The organism is Mesorhizobium sp. M7A.F.Ca.MR.176.00.0.0, assembly GCF_004023165.1.
Classification (GTDB): Bacteria; Pseudomonadota; Alphaproteobacteria; order Rhizobiales; family Rhizobiaceae; genus Mesorhizobium.
Map to the genome: position 1 here is coordinate 1 of NZ_RZTC01000121.1, position 17,446 is coordinate 17,446.

General features: G+C 61.8%; 19 protein-coding genes. 4 read left to right on the forward strand and 15 right to left on the reverse strand.

All coding sequences use genetic code 11. The features are described from left to right. From EOB59_RS28675 to rpoZ, 10 genes are all read right to left on the reverse strand, one after another. On the reverse strand, positions 1–262 hold a 262-nt coding region (locus tag EOB59_RS28675), incomplete at its 3' end, for a phosphotransferase (RefSeq protein ID WP_164895775.1). 5 nt (positions 263–267) lie between these two features. Continuing rightward, positions 268–1,194: a GTPase Era gene (gene era, locus EOB59_RS28680; RefSeq protein WP_027038032.1), complete on the reverse strand. Its 927-nt coding sequence runs from the start codon at positions 1,192–1,194 to the stop codon at positions 268–270. Then, complete coding sequence (gene rnc / locus EOB59_RS28685) at positions 1,191–1,946, reverse strand: ribonuclease III (protein WP_128289777.1); 756 nt, start codon at positions 1,944–1,946, stop codon at positions 1,191–1,193. Before rnc ends, era begins: the two co-directional genes overlap by 4 nt. Continuing rightward, positions 1,946–2,695: a signal peptidase I gene (lepB, locus tag EOB59_RS28690; RefSeq protein WP_127267160.1), complete on the reverse strand. Its 750-nt coding sequence runs from the start codon at positions 2,693–2,695 to the stop codon at positions 1,946–1,948. The genes rnc and lepB overlap by 1 nt, the downstream gene beginning before the upstream one ends. A gap of 78 nt (positions 2,696–2,773) precedes the next feature. After that, positions 2,774–3,187 carry a holo-ACP synthase gene (gene acpS / locus EOB59_RS28695; protein WP_128289773.1) on the reverse strand — a complete coding sequence of 138 codons (414 nt, stop codon included), beginning with the start codon at positions 3,185–3,187 and terminating at the stop codon, positions 2,774–2,776. Further along, positions 3,184–3,783, reverse strand: coding sequence for a DUF2062 domain-containing protein (locus EOB59_RS28700; RefSeq protein WP_127322859.1), 600 nt, complete (start codon positions 3,781–3,783; stop codon positions 3,184–3,186). Before EOB59_RS28700 ends, acpS begins: the two co-directional genes overlap by 4 nt. 245 nt (positions 3,784–4,028) lie before the next feature. Next, on the reverse strand, positions 4,029–4,430 hold the full coding sequence (locus tag EOB59_RS28705; RefSeq protein WP_127810890.1) for a VOC family protein: 402 nt from the start codon (positions 4,428–4,430) through the stop codon (positions 4,029–4,031). Positions 4,431–4,480: 50 nt separating this feature from the next. Continuing rightward, complete coding sequence (pyrE, locus tag EOB59_RS28710) at positions 4,481–5,059, reverse strand: orotate phosphoribosyltransferase (RefSeq protein WP_127267157.1); 579 nt, start codon at positions 5,057–5,059, stop codon at positions 4,481–4,483. A gap of 50 nt (positions 5,060–5,109) precedes the next feature. Next, positions 5,110–7,338 (reverse strand): bifunctional (p)ppGpp synthetase/guanosine-3',5'-bis(diphosphate) 3'-pyrophosphohydrolase, encoded by a 2,229-nt coding sequence (locus EOB59_RS28715; protein WP_023812864.1) that lies wholly within the window; start codon positions 7,336–7,338, stop codon positions 5,110–5,112. 113 nt (positions 7,339–7,451) lie between these two features. Continuing rightward, entirely contained in the window at positions 7,452–7,853 is a 402-nt protein-coding gene (rpoZ, locus tag EOB59_RS28720) for a DNA-directed RNA polymerase subunit omega (RefSeq protein ID WP_127382612.1), read from the reverse strand. 327 nt (positions 7,854–8,180) lie between these two features. On the opposite strand from rpoZ, the gene EOB59_RS28725 reads away from it, so the two are divergent. Both EOB59_RS28725 and EOB59_RS28730 read left to right on the forward strand, forming a co-directional pair. Further along, positions 8,181–8,762: an NYN domain-containing protein gene (locus EOB59_RS28725; RefSeq protein ID WP_127267156.1), complete on the forward strand. Its 582-nt coding sequence runs from the start codon at positions 8,181–8,183 to the stop codon at positions 8,760–8,762. Between the two features lie 11 nt (positions 8,763–8,773). Next, positions 8,774–9,430 (forward strand): uracil-DNA glycosylase, encoded by a 657-nt coding sequence (locus EOB59_RS28730; RefSeq protein WP_127408487.1) that lies wholly within the window; start codon positions 8,774–8,776, stop codon positions 9,428–9,430. A gap of 47 nt (positions 9,431–9,477) precedes the next feature. On the opposite strand, the gene EOB59_RS28735 is transcribed toward EOB59_RS28730, so the two are convergent. From EOB59_RS28735 to dapA, 3 genes are read right to left on the reverse strand one after another with little or no spacing between them, the layout of a single operon-like run. Beyond that, complete coding sequence (locus EOB59_RS28735; protein WP_128289774.1) at positions 9,478–10,188, reverse strand: GH25 family lysozyme; 711 nt, start codon at positions 10,186–10,188, stop codon at positions 9,478–9,480. Positions 10,189–10,202: 14 nt separating this feature from the next. Beyond that, positions 10,203–10,682, reverse strand: a complete 480-nt coding sequence (gene smpB, locus EOB59_RS28740; RefSeq protein ID WP_013532594.1) for an SsrA-binding protein SmpB — start codon at positions 10,680–10,682, stop codon at positions 10,203–10,205. Between the two features lie 25 nt (positions 10,683–10,707). Next, complete coding sequence (gene dapA, locus EOB59_RS28745) at positions 10,708–11,589, reverse strand: 4-hydroxy-tetrahydrodipicolinate synthase (RefSeq protein WP_127267153.1); 882 nt, start codon at positions 11,587–11,589, stop codon at positions 10,708–10,710. 247 nt (positions 11,590–11,836) lie between these two features. Between dapA and EOB59_RS28750 the strand changes: the two genes are divergently transcribed. Together EOB59_RS28750 and EOB59_RS28755 are read left to right on the forward strand one after the other, a co-directional pair. Beyond that, the gene (locus tag EOB59_RS28750) at positions 11,837–13,888 is read left to right on the forward strand and encodes a lytic transglycosylase domain-containing protein (RefSeq protein ID WP_128289775.1); all 2,052 of its coding nucleotides are present in this window, start codon (positions 11,837–11,839) and stop codon (positions 13,886–13,888) included. Between the two features lie 231 nt (positions 13,889–14,119). Next, on the forward strand, positions 14,120–15,019 hold the full coding sequence (locus tag EOB59_RS28755) for an alpha/beta hydrolase (RefSeq protein WP_127398222.1): 900 nt from the start codon (positions 14,120–14,122) through the stop codon (positions 15,017–15,019). A gap of 60 nt (positions 15,020–15,079) precedes the next feature. Here EOB59_RS28755 and EOB59_RS28760 read toward each other — a convergent pair whose 3' ends face one another. Beyond that, positions 15,080–16,174, reverse strand: a complete 1,095-nt coding sequence (locus tag EOB59_RS28760) for a site-specific integrase (RefSeq protein WP_128289776.1) — start codon at positions 16,172–16,174, stop codon at positions 15,080–15,082. Between the two features lie 235 nt (positions 16,175–16,409). Continuing rightward, the coding region (locus tag EOB59_RS28765; RefSeq protein WP_164895776.1) for a porin at positions 16,410–17,446 on the reverse strand (1,037 nt) is incomplete at its 5' end.

A 17,446-nucleotide genomic window follows, 5' to 3' on the forward strand; every position in this document is an offset into this window, starting at 1 on the left:
GAACTCCCATCGCCAGCGGCACCGGGATCGGCAGCGGCAACAGAGGTGCGAGCCTCGGCAGCCAGCGATGCTCCTTTTCCACCTGCAGGGAATAGGCCGCGGCGCTTGGCAGCCGCACGGTCATCTCGTCGCCGAGATGAAAGGTTCTGTTGTCCCAGCCGCCAAACTCGACGGGCCTGACCGCAAGCTCCTTCCAACGGGGAAACTGCGTGGCGATCAATCGGCTGACAAGCGCTATGTCGATGTTCGGCTTGCTGGCCATCGAGCCTAGCGCGGAAACTCGAGCCCCATCTCGCGATAGCGCTCAGGGTCGTCGCCCCAGTTCTCGCGCACCTTGACGAACAGGAACAGGTGCACCTTCTGTTCGAGGATGCCCGCTATCTCCATGCGTGCCGCCTGGCCGATGGCGCGGATTGTCTCGCCCTTGTGGCCAAGAACGATCTTCTTCTGGCTGTCGCGCTCAACATAGATGGTCTGGTCGATGCGCACCGAGCCATCCGGCTTCTCTTCCCATTTCTCGGTCTCGATATGCGAGGAATAGGGCAGTTCCTGATGCAGCCTTAGATACAGCTTCTCGCGCGTGATCTCGGCCGCGAGCTGGCGCATCGGCAGGTCCGAGATCTGGTCTTCCGGATAGTACCAGGGGCCGACCGGTAGAGCCTCGGCCAGATAATCGAGCACGTCCTTGCAGCCGGAACCGGTCAGCGCCGACACCATGAAGGTGCGCTTGAACGGCACCCTTTCGTTCGCTGCCGCCGACAGAGCGAGCAGCGCTTCGTGCTTGACGCGGTCGACCTTGTTGAGGATCAGCACCATCGGCTGGCGCACATCCTTCAGCCGTTCGAGGATGGCGTCGGCGTCGCCCCTGATGCCGCGTTCGGCATCGATCAAAAGCAGCACGATGTCGGCGTCCTTGGCCCCGCCCCAGGCGGTGGTCACCATCGCCGTGTCGAGCCTCCGCTTCGGCTTGAAGATGCCGGGCGTGTCGACAAAAACGATCTGCGCATTGTCATGCGTGGCGATGCCGCGCACGATGGCGCGGGTCGTCTGCACCTTGTGGGTGACGATCGACACCTTGGCGCCCACCAATTGGTTGACCAGCGTCGACTTGCCCGCATTGGGCGCGCCGATCAGCGCGACAAAACCGGAATGCGTGGCGGCGGCTGCGGTCGCCGGCTCTTCGGTAGCGGTCATGCCGCACTCCCTTCACTGGAGGGTCGCGCGCCCTCCGATTTTTGGGCCGATGTGGTGGCCCAGACGCCTTCGCGCACAAGAAATGCCGAAGCCGCCGCTTCTTCGGCAACCCTGCGGGAGCCGCCAGTGCCGCTTATCGGCGCAAAACCGCGGACCTGCAAGGACACGGTGAAGACGGGCTGGTGGTCCGGGCCTTCGCGTTTTTCGATCACGTATTCGGGGCGTGCATCGCTGGTCTTGGCAATCCATTCCTGCAGATCGGATTTCGGATTGAGCGGCTTTGTGATCACCGTATTCGAGCGCGGTTCCCAGTAGCGCAGGACAAACCGCCGCGCGGCCTCGATGCCACCGTCAACGTAAACCGCCGCGATCAGGGCTTCGACCGCATCCGCCAGATAGTTTCCGCCCGAGCCACGCGACCGCATCTTCAAGGCAGAATCGGCGCGGACCAGATCCTCCAGCTGCATTTCGATGCCGATCTCGGAGCATGTCCGCGCATCGACCAGCGCATTGAAACGCGGCGCGATTTCACCTTCCGGCGCATCGGGAAATTTTTCGAAAAGCATATCGGCGACGACAAGCCCGAGCACGCGGTCGCCAAGAAATTCAAGACGCTGGTTGTTGGTGGCGGCCTTGACCGCACTGGAATGCGTCAAGGCGGTCTCGAGCAAGCGGATATCCTTAAAGACGTGGCCGGTCTTGGCTTTTACCAAACCGGCCAGAGTTTCGCCTGTCGGACGCTTCAAAGCCATCAATTGACGAAGTGGAACAGGCGCGAAGCGCGCATCAGCGACGGCCATTTCCAGATTTCGAGAGGGCTCGCCTTGCCGGCGATCGAGAAGAAAACAAGATTGGCGCGGCCAACCAGATTTTCCGCGGGAACGTAGCCGACGGTGAAACGGCTGTCGGCGGAATTGTCCCGGTTGTCGCCCATCATGAAATAGTGGCCGGGCGGCACATCGAATTCGCGGGTGTTGTCGCCGATCGAGTTCGAATTCAGGTCGAGCGTGTCGTAGCTGACGCCGTTGGGCAAGGTCTCACGATAGACATCGATCGGGCGCGATTCCTCGGTGATGTCGGGATTGTCGATCTGGCCTGTTTTCACGCGCGGCACGCCGACGCCGTTGATGAACAGCTGGCCGTCCTTGACCTGGATCTTGTCACCCGGCAGGCCGACAACGCGCTTGATGTAGTCGACGGACGGATCAGGCGGGAACTTGAACACCGCCACGTCGCCGCGCTTCGGCTCGGCGCCCCAGATGCGGCCCGAAAAGATGTCGGGGCCGAAAGGCAGCGAGTACCGCGAATAGCCATAGGACCATTTGGTGACGAACAGATAGTCGCCTTCAAGAAGCGTCGGCCGCATTGATCCCGACGGGATCGAAAAAGGCTGGAACAGCAGCGTGCGGATGACCAGGGCGAGCAAAAGCGCCTGGACGATGACGCTGACGGTCTCGCCAAGCCCGCCGGATTTCTTCTCGGATTTTTCAGCCACGCTCATGTCGTCCTCGATTGTGCGTTGGATGGTATAGAGTCTCGGCGCGCGCTGGGCAACGTCAATGCCGGTCGTCAGAGGCAATCAATGTGGCGCTTCTTCGACGGGCAGCGCCTCGATGATCACAAAGGCTTGAGCGAGCGGGAAATCATCCGTGATGGTGAGGTGGATTGCCGCCCGGTGGCCCTTTGGCAGGATTTTGTCCAGCCTGGCCTGCGCTCCTCCCGTCAGCGCCATGGTCGGCGCGCCACTGGGCAGGTTGACGACACCCATGTCGCGCCAGAACACCCCCTGCGCCAGACCGGTGCCCAGCGCCTTGGCGCAGGCCTCCTTGGCGGCGAAACGCTTGGCATAGGAGGCCGCGCGGGCGCCTCGATTGTCCGAACGTGCCTGTTCGACCTCGGTGTAGATTCTCTGGATGAAGCGCTGGCCGTGACGCTCCAGCGATTTCTCGATGCGTCTGATGTCGATCAGGTCGCTGCCGATGCCGATGATCATCGCGCGGTGGAACCGATGCTTGCGCCGGGATGGGACGATTGCGCATGCCGGCTTGCGCGCTCGGCCAGACGTTTGCGCCGCTGTTCGCGGAAAGCGTTCATGCCCCAGCGCGTGAGGGCGTAGAACAGCAGCCCGAAGGCGAGCCCGAGCGGAACCGCGCCTATCAGCATCGGTTCAAGGACCGGTTTCCACAATTGCGCGAAGGAGAGGTTGTGCAACATCTCGCCCAGATGTGCCGGCGGCCCATGCGTCGGCAAGCGGTCATGCAGGATGAGCTTGCCCGTTTCCCACGACGCCCCCCATAGCAACGGGAAGGTCAGGGGGTTGCCGAAAAAAACCGCGCCGAGAGCGGCCGCCACCAGATTGCCGGCGATCACCCAGCACAGGAGGGCAGCGATGATGAAATGGAAACCGACGGGAAAGAATGAAGCGAAGACCCCGGCTGCAACGCCGGCCGCCACCGCATGCGGTGTGGCCTTCAGCCGCAGGATGCGCTTGGAAAAATACTGAAGCGAGCGCGAAAATGAGCGGCGCGGCCAAAGGTAGGTACGCACCCGCTCGTAAAGGCCATCAGGCTTGCGGCGTCGAAAAAGCACTCTGTTCCCGTTCCACGGCTCCCGCAACGGCACCTTAGCCGGGCGTGGCAGCCACATCTTGCGCTTGACGATCACCCAATGGCAATCGCAAGCATGATATAACGACGCGCTGACAGAAGAACAACCAAGCACCGTCTGCCCGATGCGCACTCGTCGCCGCCCCTCGGGGTGGTTCTTGCTTCGAACATTGGACAATCGCGGCGAATTTAAGGAAAACTGGCAGTCGCTCTTTCGAAGAGCGCCGGCTACGGCAGGTATTCGCTGACCTCGACCAGATTGCCGTCCGGGTCGCGGAGATAGACCGACATCATCGGACCGCGGGCCCCGATACGTTCAACCGGACCGAGTTCCACCGCCACACCATTGGCCGCGAGCCGGGCACGGACCTCATCCAGTGGCCCGTCCGTGACCAGGCAGAAATCGCTCGAGCCCGGAGCCGGCGACTTCGCCTTCGGCTCGAAAGTGCGGCCGACCTCATGCACATTGATCTTATGGATACCGAAAGCCAGCGCCGTCGGCCGATCCGCCGCGTCGATGCGCTCAAACCCCAGCACGCGCTGGTAAAACTCACAGGTCACTTCCAGCGAAGCGACCGTCAGCACGAAATGATCGATGCCCGTGATCATTTCCAATTTGTCTTCACGCATGTCGCTTTCCCCAAAACCGCCGCACACTGTTGGGCGAAAAAAATGCCCCGTCAGATGTTGCGGCTGCCGGGCTTGATCGCCGGGATGGCGGCAAGCTCCGGCGGCAGCCGGTCGGCCGGATAGGCCGGGACCTCATACTCGGCAAGCGCGATGAGCGGCACACCGACATCGGTCTTGCCAGCCGAACGGTCGATGATGCAGGCGGCGGCCACTACCTCGGCGCCAAGATCGCGCAGGCACTCGATGGTCTCTCGGATCGACAGGCCAGTGGTGACGATGTCCTCGACGATGACGACACGCGAACCCCTGGCTATCTCGAAGCGGCGCAAGCGGAACTCGCCGCCTTCCCGCTCGACCCAGATCGCCGGCACGCGGAGATGGCGCGAGGTCTCGTAGGCTGGGATCAGCCCGCCGATCGCCGGGCCTACGACATAGTCGATCTTGCCAGGCACGCCTGCGCGGATTTTCTCCGCCAGCGCCTTGCACAGTAGCTCGGTCTTGTCGGCATGCATGAACACGCGCGCCTTCTGCAGGAAGACCGGACTGCGCAGGCCCGAGGTCAAAATGAAATGCCCTTCCAGAACAGCACCCGCCTCGCGGAAAATGCCCAGCACTTCATCGGTGTTCATTTCTGCCTCTTTTTGATTGACCATGACTTTGTCCGAAACCGGAGCATGATCTAGCCATTGACGCGTCTTGCGTCGCTGACGCTCGAATTGTCCTTGAGCTGCGACAGCAGCCGGTTGAGGTGCTTGAGATCCCAGACTTCGAGATCGATCAGCATTTCGGTGAAGTCGGGCGCAGTGCGCACCATCGACAGCGTATGGATATTGGCGTCGTTCGAGGCAACCACCTGCGCTATATCGGCGAGTGACCCCGGCGCGTTGATGGCGGTGACCGAGACACGCGCCGGAAAGCGTTCCTTGGTGCGCTCATCGATGTCCCAGCGCACGTCGATCCAGCGCTCGGGCTGGTCATCGAACGCCTGCAGCGCCGGCGACTGGATCGGATAGATGGTGATGCCGGTGCCCGGCTGGACGATGCCGACGATGCGATCGCCAGGCACTGCCCCTTCCGGCGCGAAACGCACCGGCAGATCGCCGCGCACGCCGCGAATCGGCACGGCGCCATCGCGTGGCTGGTCCTTGTCCTTGCGCGCGGCACGACCCGGAATCTGGAACAACATGCCGGCGGCATTGCGGATCTTCGACCAGCCCTCCTCGCGCGGCTTGGGGACGGCCGTAGTGACGCGCTCATCCTTGTAGTCAGGGAATACCGCCTTCATGACGTCGGTGGAGGCGAGCTCGCCGCGCCCGACGGAGGCCAGCACATCCTCGATGTCCTTGCGCGCCAGCCTGTGCAGCACCTGCTTCAGGCTCTCCTTGGTGAAGGTCTTGCCGGCACGCTCGAAGGCGCGTTCCAGGATGCGGATGCCGAGACCCGAATATTGCTTGCGGATGGCGTTCTTGGTGGCACGGCGGATGGCCGAGCGCGCCTTGCCGGTGACGACGACCGATTCCCATGCCGCCGGCGGCACCTGCGCCTTGGAGCGGATGATCTCGACCTCATCGCCGTTCTTCAGCTCCGTCATCAGCGGCATGATGCGGCCGTTGACCTTGGCACCGACGCAGGTGTCGCCGACATCGGTGTGCACCGCGTAGGCGAAATCGATCGGCGTCGCGCCGCGCGGCAGCGCAATCAACATGCCTTTCGGGGTGAAGCAGAACACCTGGTCCTGGAACAGCTCCAGCTTGGTATTTTCGAGGAAATCCTCGGGATTGTCGCCCTCGGCAAGCTGCTCGATGGTGCGCCGCAGCCAGGCGTAGGCGTTGGTTTCCTTCGAAATCGCGTGGGCGGCGCCATTCGTCTTGCCGCCGGTGTCCTTGTAGATCGAATGGGCAGCGACGCCGTATTCGGCGATCTTGTTCATCTCTCGGGTGCGGATTTGCAGCTCGACACGCTGGCGCGACGGGCCGACGATGGTGGTGTGGATCGACCGATAATCGTTCTGCTTCGGCGTCGAGATGTAGTCCTTGAAGCGGCCCGGCACCATCGACCACGCGGTGTGGATGGCGCCAAGCGCCCTGTAACAATCCTCGACCGTGTCGACGACGACGCGGAAGCCGAAAATATCCGAGAGCTGCTCGAAGGACAGCGCCTTGGCCTCCATCTTGCGGAACACCGACCACGGCTTCTTCTGCCGGCTCTTCACGCCGGCGTTGATCGCATGCTTCTCGAACAGCGTGGACAGCGCCTTTTCGATGTCCGTCAGCACGCCCTTGTTGCGCTCGAAGATTTCGGCAAGCCGTGCGGTGACGGCGCGATAGGCTTCCGGATTGATGAAGCGGAAGGCGATCTCTTCCAGCTCCTCGCGCATGCCTTGCATGCCCATGCGGCCGGCCAGCGGCGCGTAGATATCCATCGTCTCCTCGGCGATGCGCAGGCGCTTGGCCTCCGGCATGTGGTCGAGGGTGCGCATATTGTGCAGGCGGTCGGCGAGCTTGACCAGCAGCACGCGGACATCTTCTGAAATCGCCAGCAGAAGCTTTCTCAGGTTTTCCGCCTGCTCGGCCTTCTTCGAGACGAGATCGAGCTTCTTCAGCTTGGTCAGGCCCTCGACCAGCTTGCCCATTTCGGGGCCGAACAGATCGTCGATCTCGGCCCGTGTGGCGGTCGTGTCCTCGATCGTGTCGTGCAGCAGGGCGACCGCGATCGTCGCCTCGTCCATATGCATCTCGGTGAGGATGGCGGCGACTTCGAGCGGGTGCGAGAAATACGGGTCGCCGGAAGCGCGCTTCTGGTGGCCATGCTTCTGCATGGCATAGACATAGGCCTTGTTGAGCAACGCCTCGTTGACGTCAGGCTTGTAGCGCTGGACGCGCTCGACAAGCTCATACTGACGCATCATGGGCGGGATCTCGCAGCGGTGAAATGAATCATGCGCCGCACTGCTGTACGGCGCATGTCATAGATAGCCACGAAACTGCCAGGACGGAAGTGCCGGATGCTTGATCCAGGCTCTTAGTAGTCGTCGCTCTTTTCCGGTGGCACCAGACCCTCGATGCCGGCCAGGAGATCTTCCTCGGTCATGCGGTCGAAGGTGATGTTCTCCTCGGTGTCGTCGGCATCGGTGGCAGCAACGGCGGTGCCGGTCTGATCGGCAATCGCCTCGCCATCGGCCTCGGGCTCGTCGACCTCGACATGCTTCTGCAGCGAATGGATCAGATCTTCCTTGAGGTCGTCGGGCGACAGCGTCTCATCGGCGATCTCGCGCAGCGCCACGACCGGGTTCTTGTCGTTGTCACGCGGCACGGTGATCGGCGCGCCCTGGCTGATCTGCCGGGCACGGTGGCCGGCAAGCAGCACCAGTTCGAAGCGGTTGTCGACCTTGTCGATGCAATCTTCAACGGTTACGCGGGCCATGGATTGCCCCTTTCATGCGATGGATTTGATGGAAAACAGGCGCGGTCCATAACCCGAACGCCGCCAAAATACAAGCATCATGGCAATGGCCGGGCTGCAGGGCGCCCAATCCTTCGTTGAAACACCCGATTCGGCAAAAACTGGCTGTGCTTATGTGTTCGGCGTCCCGATCACAATTGCTTGCAGTGCCGCACGCGCCCTTGGATTGCCGTGAATCTGGCGCTATCTCGGATGGCGTGGAGGTCAGCCGGTTTATTATGAGCCTGACCGAACGTCGCTATCGCATTTCGTTTAGACGGCCGTTTATTTCGAGAAGGAATATTTTCCATGTTCGACCCTCGTGAAAAAATCGCCCTATTCATCGACGGCGCCAATCTCTATGCGACGTCGCGCGCGCTCGGCTTCGACATCGACTATCGCAAGCTCCTGTCGAGCTTCCAGAAACGTGGCTATCTCCTGCGCGCCTATTATTACACGGCGCTGGTCGAGGATCAGGAATACTCCTCGATCCGACCGCTGATCGACTGGCTCGACTATAACGGCTTCAAGGTGGTCACCAAGCCGGCCAAGGAATTCACCGACTCGACCGGCCGCCGCAAGATCAAGGGCAATATGGACATCGAGCTGACGGTCGATGCGCTGGAGCTCGCCGATGTCGTCGACCACTATGTCATCTTTTCCGGCGACGGCGATTTCCGCACGCTGGTCGAGGCGCTGCAGCGGCGCGGCCGCAAGGTGTCCATCGTCTCGACCATGGCCTCGCAGCCGCCGATGATCTCCGACGATCTGCGCCGCCAGGCCGACCATTTCATTGACCTGACGACCTTGAAGAACGACGTTGGCCGCGATCCGTCCGAGCGGCCGGTGCGCAGGCCCGAGCCGGCCGAAGTCGACGAGGATGATTACTGAGGCCGGTCGCCTTGACCGCCCTTTGCGCCTCAGAGCCTAGTCGCGACTGCCCGCTCTGCCCGCGGCTGCACGACTTCATCGCCGAGTGGCGGCAGCGCGAACCATCCTGGTTCAATGCGCCGGTGCCGACTTTCCTGCCCTCGGAAGGTGACGCGACGGTCCAACTGCTGATCGTCGGGCTGGCGCCCGGCCTTCGCGGTGCCAACCGAACGGGCCGCCCGTTCACCGGCGACTATGCCGGCGACCTGCTCTACTCGACACTGATTTCGCACGGTTTTGCACGCGGCGAATTCAAGGCCAGACCCGACGACGGATTGGAGCTTGTCGGCACGGCGATCACCAATGCCGTGCGCTGCGTGCCGCCCGAGAACAAGCCGGTGGGCGCCGAGATTGCCACCTGCCGGACATTCCTGGTGCCGACGATCGCCCGGTTCCCTAATTTGCGCGCCGTGCTGGCACTGGGATCGATCGCGCATCAGTCGACGGTGCGGGCGCTGGGTGGGCGCGTCGCCGCCTACCCGTTCAAGCATGGCGGGCAGCTGCCGGCCGGTGGCGTCACGCTGTTTTCGAGCTATCACTGCTCACGCTACAACACCAATACCGGCGTGCTGACCGAGGCAATGTTCTTCAGCGTTTTCAGCCAGATAGCGGAATTCTTGCGGACATAGAGGAATGTTTTTGCAGTAATTAGAGCTGGTGTCCGCCAGACATCAACTCAGCGCGGCGGTGCATTCAGCGCATCCAACACGGCCGGCCCACCCTGCAGCACATTCAGGTCGACATCGCCAATGATGCCGTCAACGCGACCCCTGTTGTGGTACTGCCAGTAGACCCAGTCGTCGCGATCCGGCTCCAGGAGCAATGAGCGGAGCCAGAGCGGACGGGCAGCAATGCGCTCTGCATACGCTTCCGCTGCGTCGTCGGTCAGATAGACCACCGCCGGCTTGCCGAACGCCGCCTCGACTGGAGCGAGGAACGCGGCCAGTTCGGCGTTCAATTGTTCGGGCGTCGGCCGCTGCGGGCAGTTGCCGTCGAATTCGATATCGACCACGGGTGGCAGCAGGGGCTGATCGTGCGGCACCACCGAGATGAAATTCTTCGCCTGGTCCGCACCCGGCCGGCAAAAGGTGAAAAAGTGATAGGCGCCGACGGCGAGACCGGCGGCCCGGGCATCTTCCAGATTCCGTGCGAAAGCATCATCGACATGATCGCCGCCTTCGGTCGCCTTGATGACGGCAAAGGCGACATCGTCGGCGGCTACGCGCCGCCAATCGATCTGGCCCTGATGATGGGAGACGTCGATGCCCCTGACCGGATATTTATCGCGATCCGGCGAGAATGACCTGAAATAGAGATAGCCGCCTGCTGCGAGGAAACACAACAAGACCAGGCTGGCCAAACCAAAGAGAACAATCCGGTTCTTCAAGCGAATGGCCCCGCCTACCCACGCTCTTTTAACAGCCGGCCCTTCTCGCGCGACCAATCGCGCTGCTTCTCGGATTCGCGCTTGTCGTGCAGTTTCTTGCCGCGGCCGACAGCGAGCAGCAGCTTGGCGCGGCCCTGGTCGTTGAAATAGATTTTCAGCGGCACCAGTGTCATGCCTTCGCGGTCGACACTCTGTGACAGTTTCGCCATCTCGCGCTTGTTGAGCAGCAGCTTGCGGCGCCGCCGCGGCTCATGGTTGAAGCGGTTGGCCTGCAGATATTCCGGCAGATAGGAATTGATCAGCCAGATCTCGCCACCTTCGACCGAGGCATAGCTGTCCTGGATGTTGGCCTGGCCCTGGCGCAGCGACTTGACCTCGGTGCCGGTCAGCACCAGACCGGCCTCGACCGTGTCAAGCACCTCATAGGAAAACCGCGCCTTACGGTTTTCCGAAACGGTCTTGTTGTTGGGATCGGCTTTTCTGACTTGATTCATGATGTGGAGAGGTGGCGCCTCATCCCTAATTAATCAAGCCGGCGTGCTTCATAGCCGCATCGATCTTGTCGGCAGTCGACTGTTCGATCGTCACCAGCGGCGAGCGCAGCACGTTTTCGACCTTGCCTAGCTTCGACAGCGCATATTTGGCGCCGGAAACGCCAGGCTCGATGAAGATCGCCTTGTGCAGCGGCAGCAGGCGATCCTGCAGATCCAGCGCCCTGACGCTGTCGCCGGCAAGCGTTGCCTCCTGGAATTCGGCGCAGAGCCGCGGCGCGACGTTCGACGTCACCGAAATACAGCCGACGCCGCCATGGGCGTTGAAGCCGAGCGCCGAAGCGTCCTCGCCCGAGAGCTGGATGAAATCCTTGCCGCACGTGGCGCGCTGCTCGGAGACCCGTTCGACCTTGCCGGTGGCATCCTTGACGCCGACAATATTCTTGAAGTCGTGCGCGAGCCGCCCCATCGTCTCCGGCATCATGTCGATGACCGAGCGCGGCGGGATGTTGTAGATGATGATCGGCAGCTTGGTCGCCTTGGCGACCGCCGCGAAATGCTCGTAAAGACCGCGCTGTGTCGGCCTGTTGTAGTAGGGCGTGACGACGAGGGCGGCATCGGCGCCGGCCTTCTCGGCATACTGCACGAGGCCGACTGCTTCCTCGGTGTTGTTGGAGCCGGCGCCGGCGACGACCGGAACGCGGCCCTTGGCCACCTCGATACACACCTTGACGACCTGGCGGTGCTCGTCATGCGACAGCGTCGGCGACTCGCCGGTGGTGCCGACCGGCACCAGGCCCGTCGTGCCCTCTGAGAGTTGCCATTCGACGAACGCGCGAAAGGCTTTCTCGTCGAAACGCCCGCTCTTTTCGAACGGTGTCACGAGCGCAGTAAGCGAGCCTCTCAGCATGTCGTCCAACTCCTTGGCACTTCTGGTGTTTTGTGTCGGTGTTTGTGGTCGCGCCTTCTAACCGAAAGCGAAGCGGCGCACCATAGTCTCGACATGGTTGCGCGGCAAGCATTGCCATGGTGCCAGCAAGCGCAATTCGAACAGCCTCGCTAACCCTTTGTTTACGGGCTCTTCACGACCTAAGTTTAGGCTTCGAGGCATCTTCGCCAGCCTGTGGAATGCCAGGACAAGGAAAGACTTAAGGATCATGCCGGGCGGTCGGCCTCACCTTTTCGCGCTGCTTGGCGCCACGCTCGCGCTGATGCCGGGCATGGCGATCAGCGGTAGCGTGGACGTACGGGTCACCTCAGCCATTCCGATGCCAGGCGCGGCAATTGCGCTGCCAGACCTGCAGGATAGGACGCGACAGGCGCCCTTGCCTGACGTCGCCCCCCTGAAAAGCGGGCTGGATGCGTTGGCGGCGGGCGATAGTCCCCGCGCTCGTGGAGTGCGCAATGCCCTTCCGGCTCAGTCGCTCGACCAGCATATCCTTGCCTGGGCGATCGCGCTTTATGGCGGCGACAAGGTTCCGAGCGGCGATATCACTGCTGCGGCCAAGATGCTGCCCAATTGGCCGGGCACCGTCGCCCTGCGCAGGAACAGCGAGCGCGCACTCTATCGCGAGAACCCTGCCCCCGACATCGTTATCAGGGCGTTCGACGGCAGCCAGCCGCAGACATTCGAAGGCGTGATGGTTCTTGCCCGCGCCTATGTGGCGTCAGGCAATATCAAGGCGGCACGTTCGGTGCTGTCGCCCTTCTGGCGCACCGCGATCCTGGAGGCTAGGGACGAGGCGGCGCTGATCAAGGAATTCGGCAGCTTGATCCCGGCCACCGACCACCGTTTTCGCATGGAGCGCATGTTCTATGCCGACCGCGCGAATTCCGCCTTGCGCGTCGCCGGCCTGGCCGGCGCCCAGCAACTCGCCGAGGCCTGGGCGGCGGCCGACAAAGGCGACAAGAACGCGCCCAAGCTGCTGAAGGCCGTGCCGGCAATGCAACGTTCGGCCGGCTACTTCTTCGCGCAGGCCGAATATCTGCGCAAGCAGGAGGATTTTGCCGGGGCCGCCGCCATTGTGATGCAGGCGCCGACAGATCGCGACGCTCTCGTCGATCCGGATGCCTGGTGGGTCGAGCGCCGGGTGTTGTCGCGCGAACTGGTAGACCAGGGCGACATGAAGACCGCGTACAAGATCGTCGCCACACACGCCGCCGAAAGTGCCGCCAATGCGGCAGACGCCGAATTCCATGCTGGCTGGTATGCGCTGCGCGGCCTGAACGACCCAAAAACCGCGGCCAGTCATTTCGCTCGCATCGCGGACCTCGCCCAGGGGCCGATGACGCTGTCGCGCGCCTATTACTGGCTCGGCCGTGCCGCGGAAGTCGGTGGTCCGGGCAATGCAAAGGACTATTTTGCGCGCGCCGCTGCCTATGGCACGACATTCTACGGTCAGCTTGCCGCCGAACGCGTGGGCCGGCAGGCGCTGAACATCGCCTACCCCTCGCCAAGTGCAGCCGACCGGCAGAATTTTGCCGGCCGCGAGGCCGTCAGCGCCATCAAGCGGCTGCAGGAGGCGGGCTACGACCGCTATGCCGAGACGCTCTATCGCGACCTTGCCGGGCAGTTGACCAGTCCGGGCGAACTGGCGCTGCTGGCTGTCCTTGCGGAAAAGCAAGGGAACCATTTCATGGCGCTGAAAATCGGCAAGATCGCCGGGGCGCGTGGCATCGATGTCGGCGCATTGTCGCATCCGCTCGGCGTCATTCCCGATTCGGCCGACATTTCCGGCTCGGGCAAGGCCCTGGCCTATGCGATCGCCCGTCAGGAAAGCGAATTCAACATCGGCGCCGTGTCCAGCGCCGGCGCGCGCGGGCTGCTACAGCTGATGCCGGGAACCGCAAGGCAACTGGCGAAGAAGGCCGGGCTGCAGTTTTCGCAAACACGGCTGACCACCGATGCCGGCTACAATGCGACGCTTGGCTCAGCCTTCCTCGGCGAACAGCTCGATCGCTTCAACGGCTCCTACGTGCTGACCTTCGCCGGCTACAACGCCGGCCCCAACCGAGCCAGCCAGTGGGTGGCCAGATATGGCGACCCGCGCGGCAAGGACATCGACGCGGTCGTCGACTGGATCGAGCGGATTCCCTATACGGAAACAAGGAGTTACGTTCAGCGCGTGATGGAGAATTACGAGGTCTACAAGATGCGTATTTCGGGCAAATACGACATTGTCGGGGATCTGGTGAACGGGCGGAGTTGAGGCTTCTGTCCTTCTCCCCTTGTGGGAGAAGGTGTCGCCGAAGGCCACGGATGAGGGGGGTTCCAGGGAACGCCAACGCCTCACTTCGCTGGAACACCCCTCATCCGTCTCGGCGCTAGCGCGCCGATTCACCTTCTCCCACAAGGGGAGAAGGCAAGAGCGCCTTTCATTTGACCATCCCTGCCCTCGCCTGTAGCTGTCCAAATCGGTACAGCGAGATCGAACATTCCGATGGCAAGCAAGCAAAATTTCTCCGACTTCTTCTACAGTGCACCGGATGGGCTAAAACTTCATGCGCGCATCTACGGTGAGGCCAATAGCGGACCCTGGCCGGTTGTCTGCCTGCCTGGCCTGACCCGCAACGCCAGGGATTTTCACGAGCTGGCGCTCTATCTGTCGACGGATGCGGCAACTCCGCGCAAGGTAATCGCCTTCGACTACCGTGGGCGCGGGCAGTCAGCCTATGATCCCGACGCCAAAAACTACAATGTCGGCGTGGAGGCTGGCGACATCCTGGCCGGGCTGACGGCGTTGAACATCGGAGAAGCGGCCTTCATCGGCACCTCGCGCGGCGGGCTGATCATCCATGTGCTCGGGATGATGCGGCCATCGGTCCTGAAAGCCATTGTTTTCAACGACATCGGGCCGGTGATCGAGGCGGCCGGACTTGCCCATATCCAGTCTTATCTCGAGCGCGACCCGGCACCGAAAACCCGCCCACAGGCAATTGCCGCCCAGCGCAGCGTGCATGACGAAGACTTCCCCGCCCTTGCCGGCGCCGACTGGGACCGGATGATATGGGCTCTCTACCGCGAAACGGATGATGGGCTGATGCCGGATTTCGATCCGAAGCTGGTGGATACCGTGGCGAGCCTCGATCTGACGCAGAAGCTGCCTGATCTATGGCCTCAATTCGAGGCGTTGGCCGCCATCCCGTTGCTCGCCATACGTGGTGCCAATTCGAGATTGCTGTCCATAGATTCGCTCAAGCAGATGAGAGAGCGCCATTCCGTGATGGAGGCGATCACTGTCGAGGGCCAGGGCCATGCGCCATTCCTCGAGACCGGCAGCCTACCGGGCGACATAGCCGCTTTTCTCGATCAAGCCGAGCGGAAGAATATCCTGAAGTAAATCCCATGACCAAACAAGGTCACGGGATAGCCATGATAGTATAGGTGGGGATTCTTTAGCCTACTTGGCTTTTGAACTTTTCCGAGTCGCTTTCGGCGACTCCTTTGCGGCGGCGGCTGCCTCGTCCTTCTTTTTCCGCCCTGCCGTCGGCGACGAAGGCGTCGTCATAGGCGAAGAAAACATGGAGCCTTCAGCGCGATTGCCGCCCGGCTGAGTCGATCGAGGTGTTTCCAGCACGATGACGCAGCCATCGAGATCGTTGGTGGCCAGATGCGCGTAGCGCATGGTCATCGACAGCGTCTGGTGGCCGAGCCACATCTGCACGCGCCTGATGTCGATGCCGCCCTGGACAAGACGCGAGGCGCAGGTATGGCGCAGTATGTGCGGCACCACCTGATCGTCGGCGCCGAGGCCGACTTCGGCCTTTGCGTCGTTCCAGATGGCACGAAACTGTGCCTGGCTGAGCTTGGTGAACGGTCCCTTGGGCCGGCGACCCTCAGCGGGAGGCAGCTTGATGACCTCCTTGACCCGCTCGGTCATCGGGATGGTGCGGCTGCGGCCGGATTTGGTGATCCAGAAACTGACGCGATGCTCCTGGATATCGTTCCAGATCAGCCCAAGCGCCTCGCCGAGACGGCATCCGGTGTCGACCAGGAAGACGGAAAGTCTGTAGGCATCCTCGCTGCGGCTCTTGATGGCGGCGAACAGGCGCGCCTCTTCATCCCTTTCGAGGAAGCGAATCCGACCCGCCCGCTCCTTCTGGCGGCGGAACTCGGGCAGGCTGTGGATATCTCCCATCTTGTGAGCCTTGCGCAGCAGTTTGCTGAGGGCAGCCATCTTTCGATTGATGGTTGCGTTGCTGTTGCCGCGCTGGCGCAAGGTGCCGATAAGGTTGTCCAGGGTACTTTGGTCAAAGGCGCTGAAACGCTCCCCAAGGAGGATCTCGTCTATCTCGCCGATGAACGAGCTGACATTATACTTATGCCGCCCATCATCCCATAATATGTCCCGATATGCTGAAAAAAGATCTCCAACCCGATGCGATTTTACTTCTCTAATCTTGTTGTAAGTGTATCGAATCTTCGGACTTTGAGAAGAAAACATCGAAAAATGATCAGAGGACTCACCCTCTTGAATCGCTTCGTTCGTCATCATTTGCCACACCCCCGAGTGGGATAGGTCAGCCCTACCCGCTTGGAAGCGTCCTTTCAAGAGATTTAATCACGCAGTTGTGATTTCATCCGCCCATCAGCGGATCCCACGAAACCACCCCACGGATTCATTCAGCTACCGTTCCCCCATCCTTCTGTTTGCCTTGATCCAGTCACGAAACAAAAACAGCCCGGGCGTTGTGCGCCCGGGCTGGATTTTACCTGTAAGGAACCAGCCCTTAGAACGAGCGCTGGAAGCGGAGGAGACCGCCGATGCTGCTGTCATCGTCAGCGCCGGTCCAGTTGGAGGCCGGGAAGCTGCCCGCATTGACGTAGTCGACTTCGGCTGTGACCGTGAAGCCGGGAACGACGTCATAGGCGATGTTCGCCGCGATGCCGAGGTTCTCGTCTTCGTCATACGAGATCTGGGTGTTGAACGAGGTCTTCTCGTTGAACTTGTAGGTGCCACCGCCCCAGATCGCCCAGTTGCCGCCCCACTGCTTGTAGAAGCCGCGACCGCCAGCCGGGACATGCCAGGTCGGGTCGGAGAGGTTGTCATCGGTGCCGTAACCGCCCATGACCCACAGCTGTATGGCGTCAGAGACGTTGACATCCAAACGAACCTTGCCAGCGACTTCTTCGTAGTTGCTGTCATAAGCGACAACACCCGAGATGCCGCCCCAGCCCTGCGTCCACTTCAGGCCGCCGACGACATGCGGAACATAGCTGTCGATGGTGCCCTTCACGCCCGAGCCTTCTTCGAGAGAGAGAACGGCCGAGAAGCCGTTGCCAGCGTCGAAGTAGTACTGGATCACGTTGGTGTCAAAATCGCCGTAGGGAACCAGCGTATCGTTGATGACGTTGCCAGCGTAGCCGGTGAACGTGTTGAAGGCCGATTCGTCCTTACCGACGCGGAGACCACCGAGCTGGATCCAGGCGAAGTTCAGCGAGACATTCTTGTTACCGGCAGCGTTCGGAGCAAAGGTAGGGTTGCCGAGGGCGTCAACGCCATCCTGGACCGCAAAGCCTTGGCGATTGCCGAAGTTGAAGCGGGTCTCGGTGTAGGTCTTCAAGGTGCCGAGTTCGGTTTCCTGGCCGGTCCAGGTCTTCAGCGTGAAGCGGGCATTCTTGTACCAGGTGTCCTGCTCGTCGCCGTCCTCGTGGTCGCCTGACGTTGCACCGGTGAACGCGCCGACGTCGCCAGCGCCGATGTCGTAACGCACATAGCCGCCGATGCGCAGGCAGGTTTCGGTGCCGGGGATGTAGAAGTAGCCAG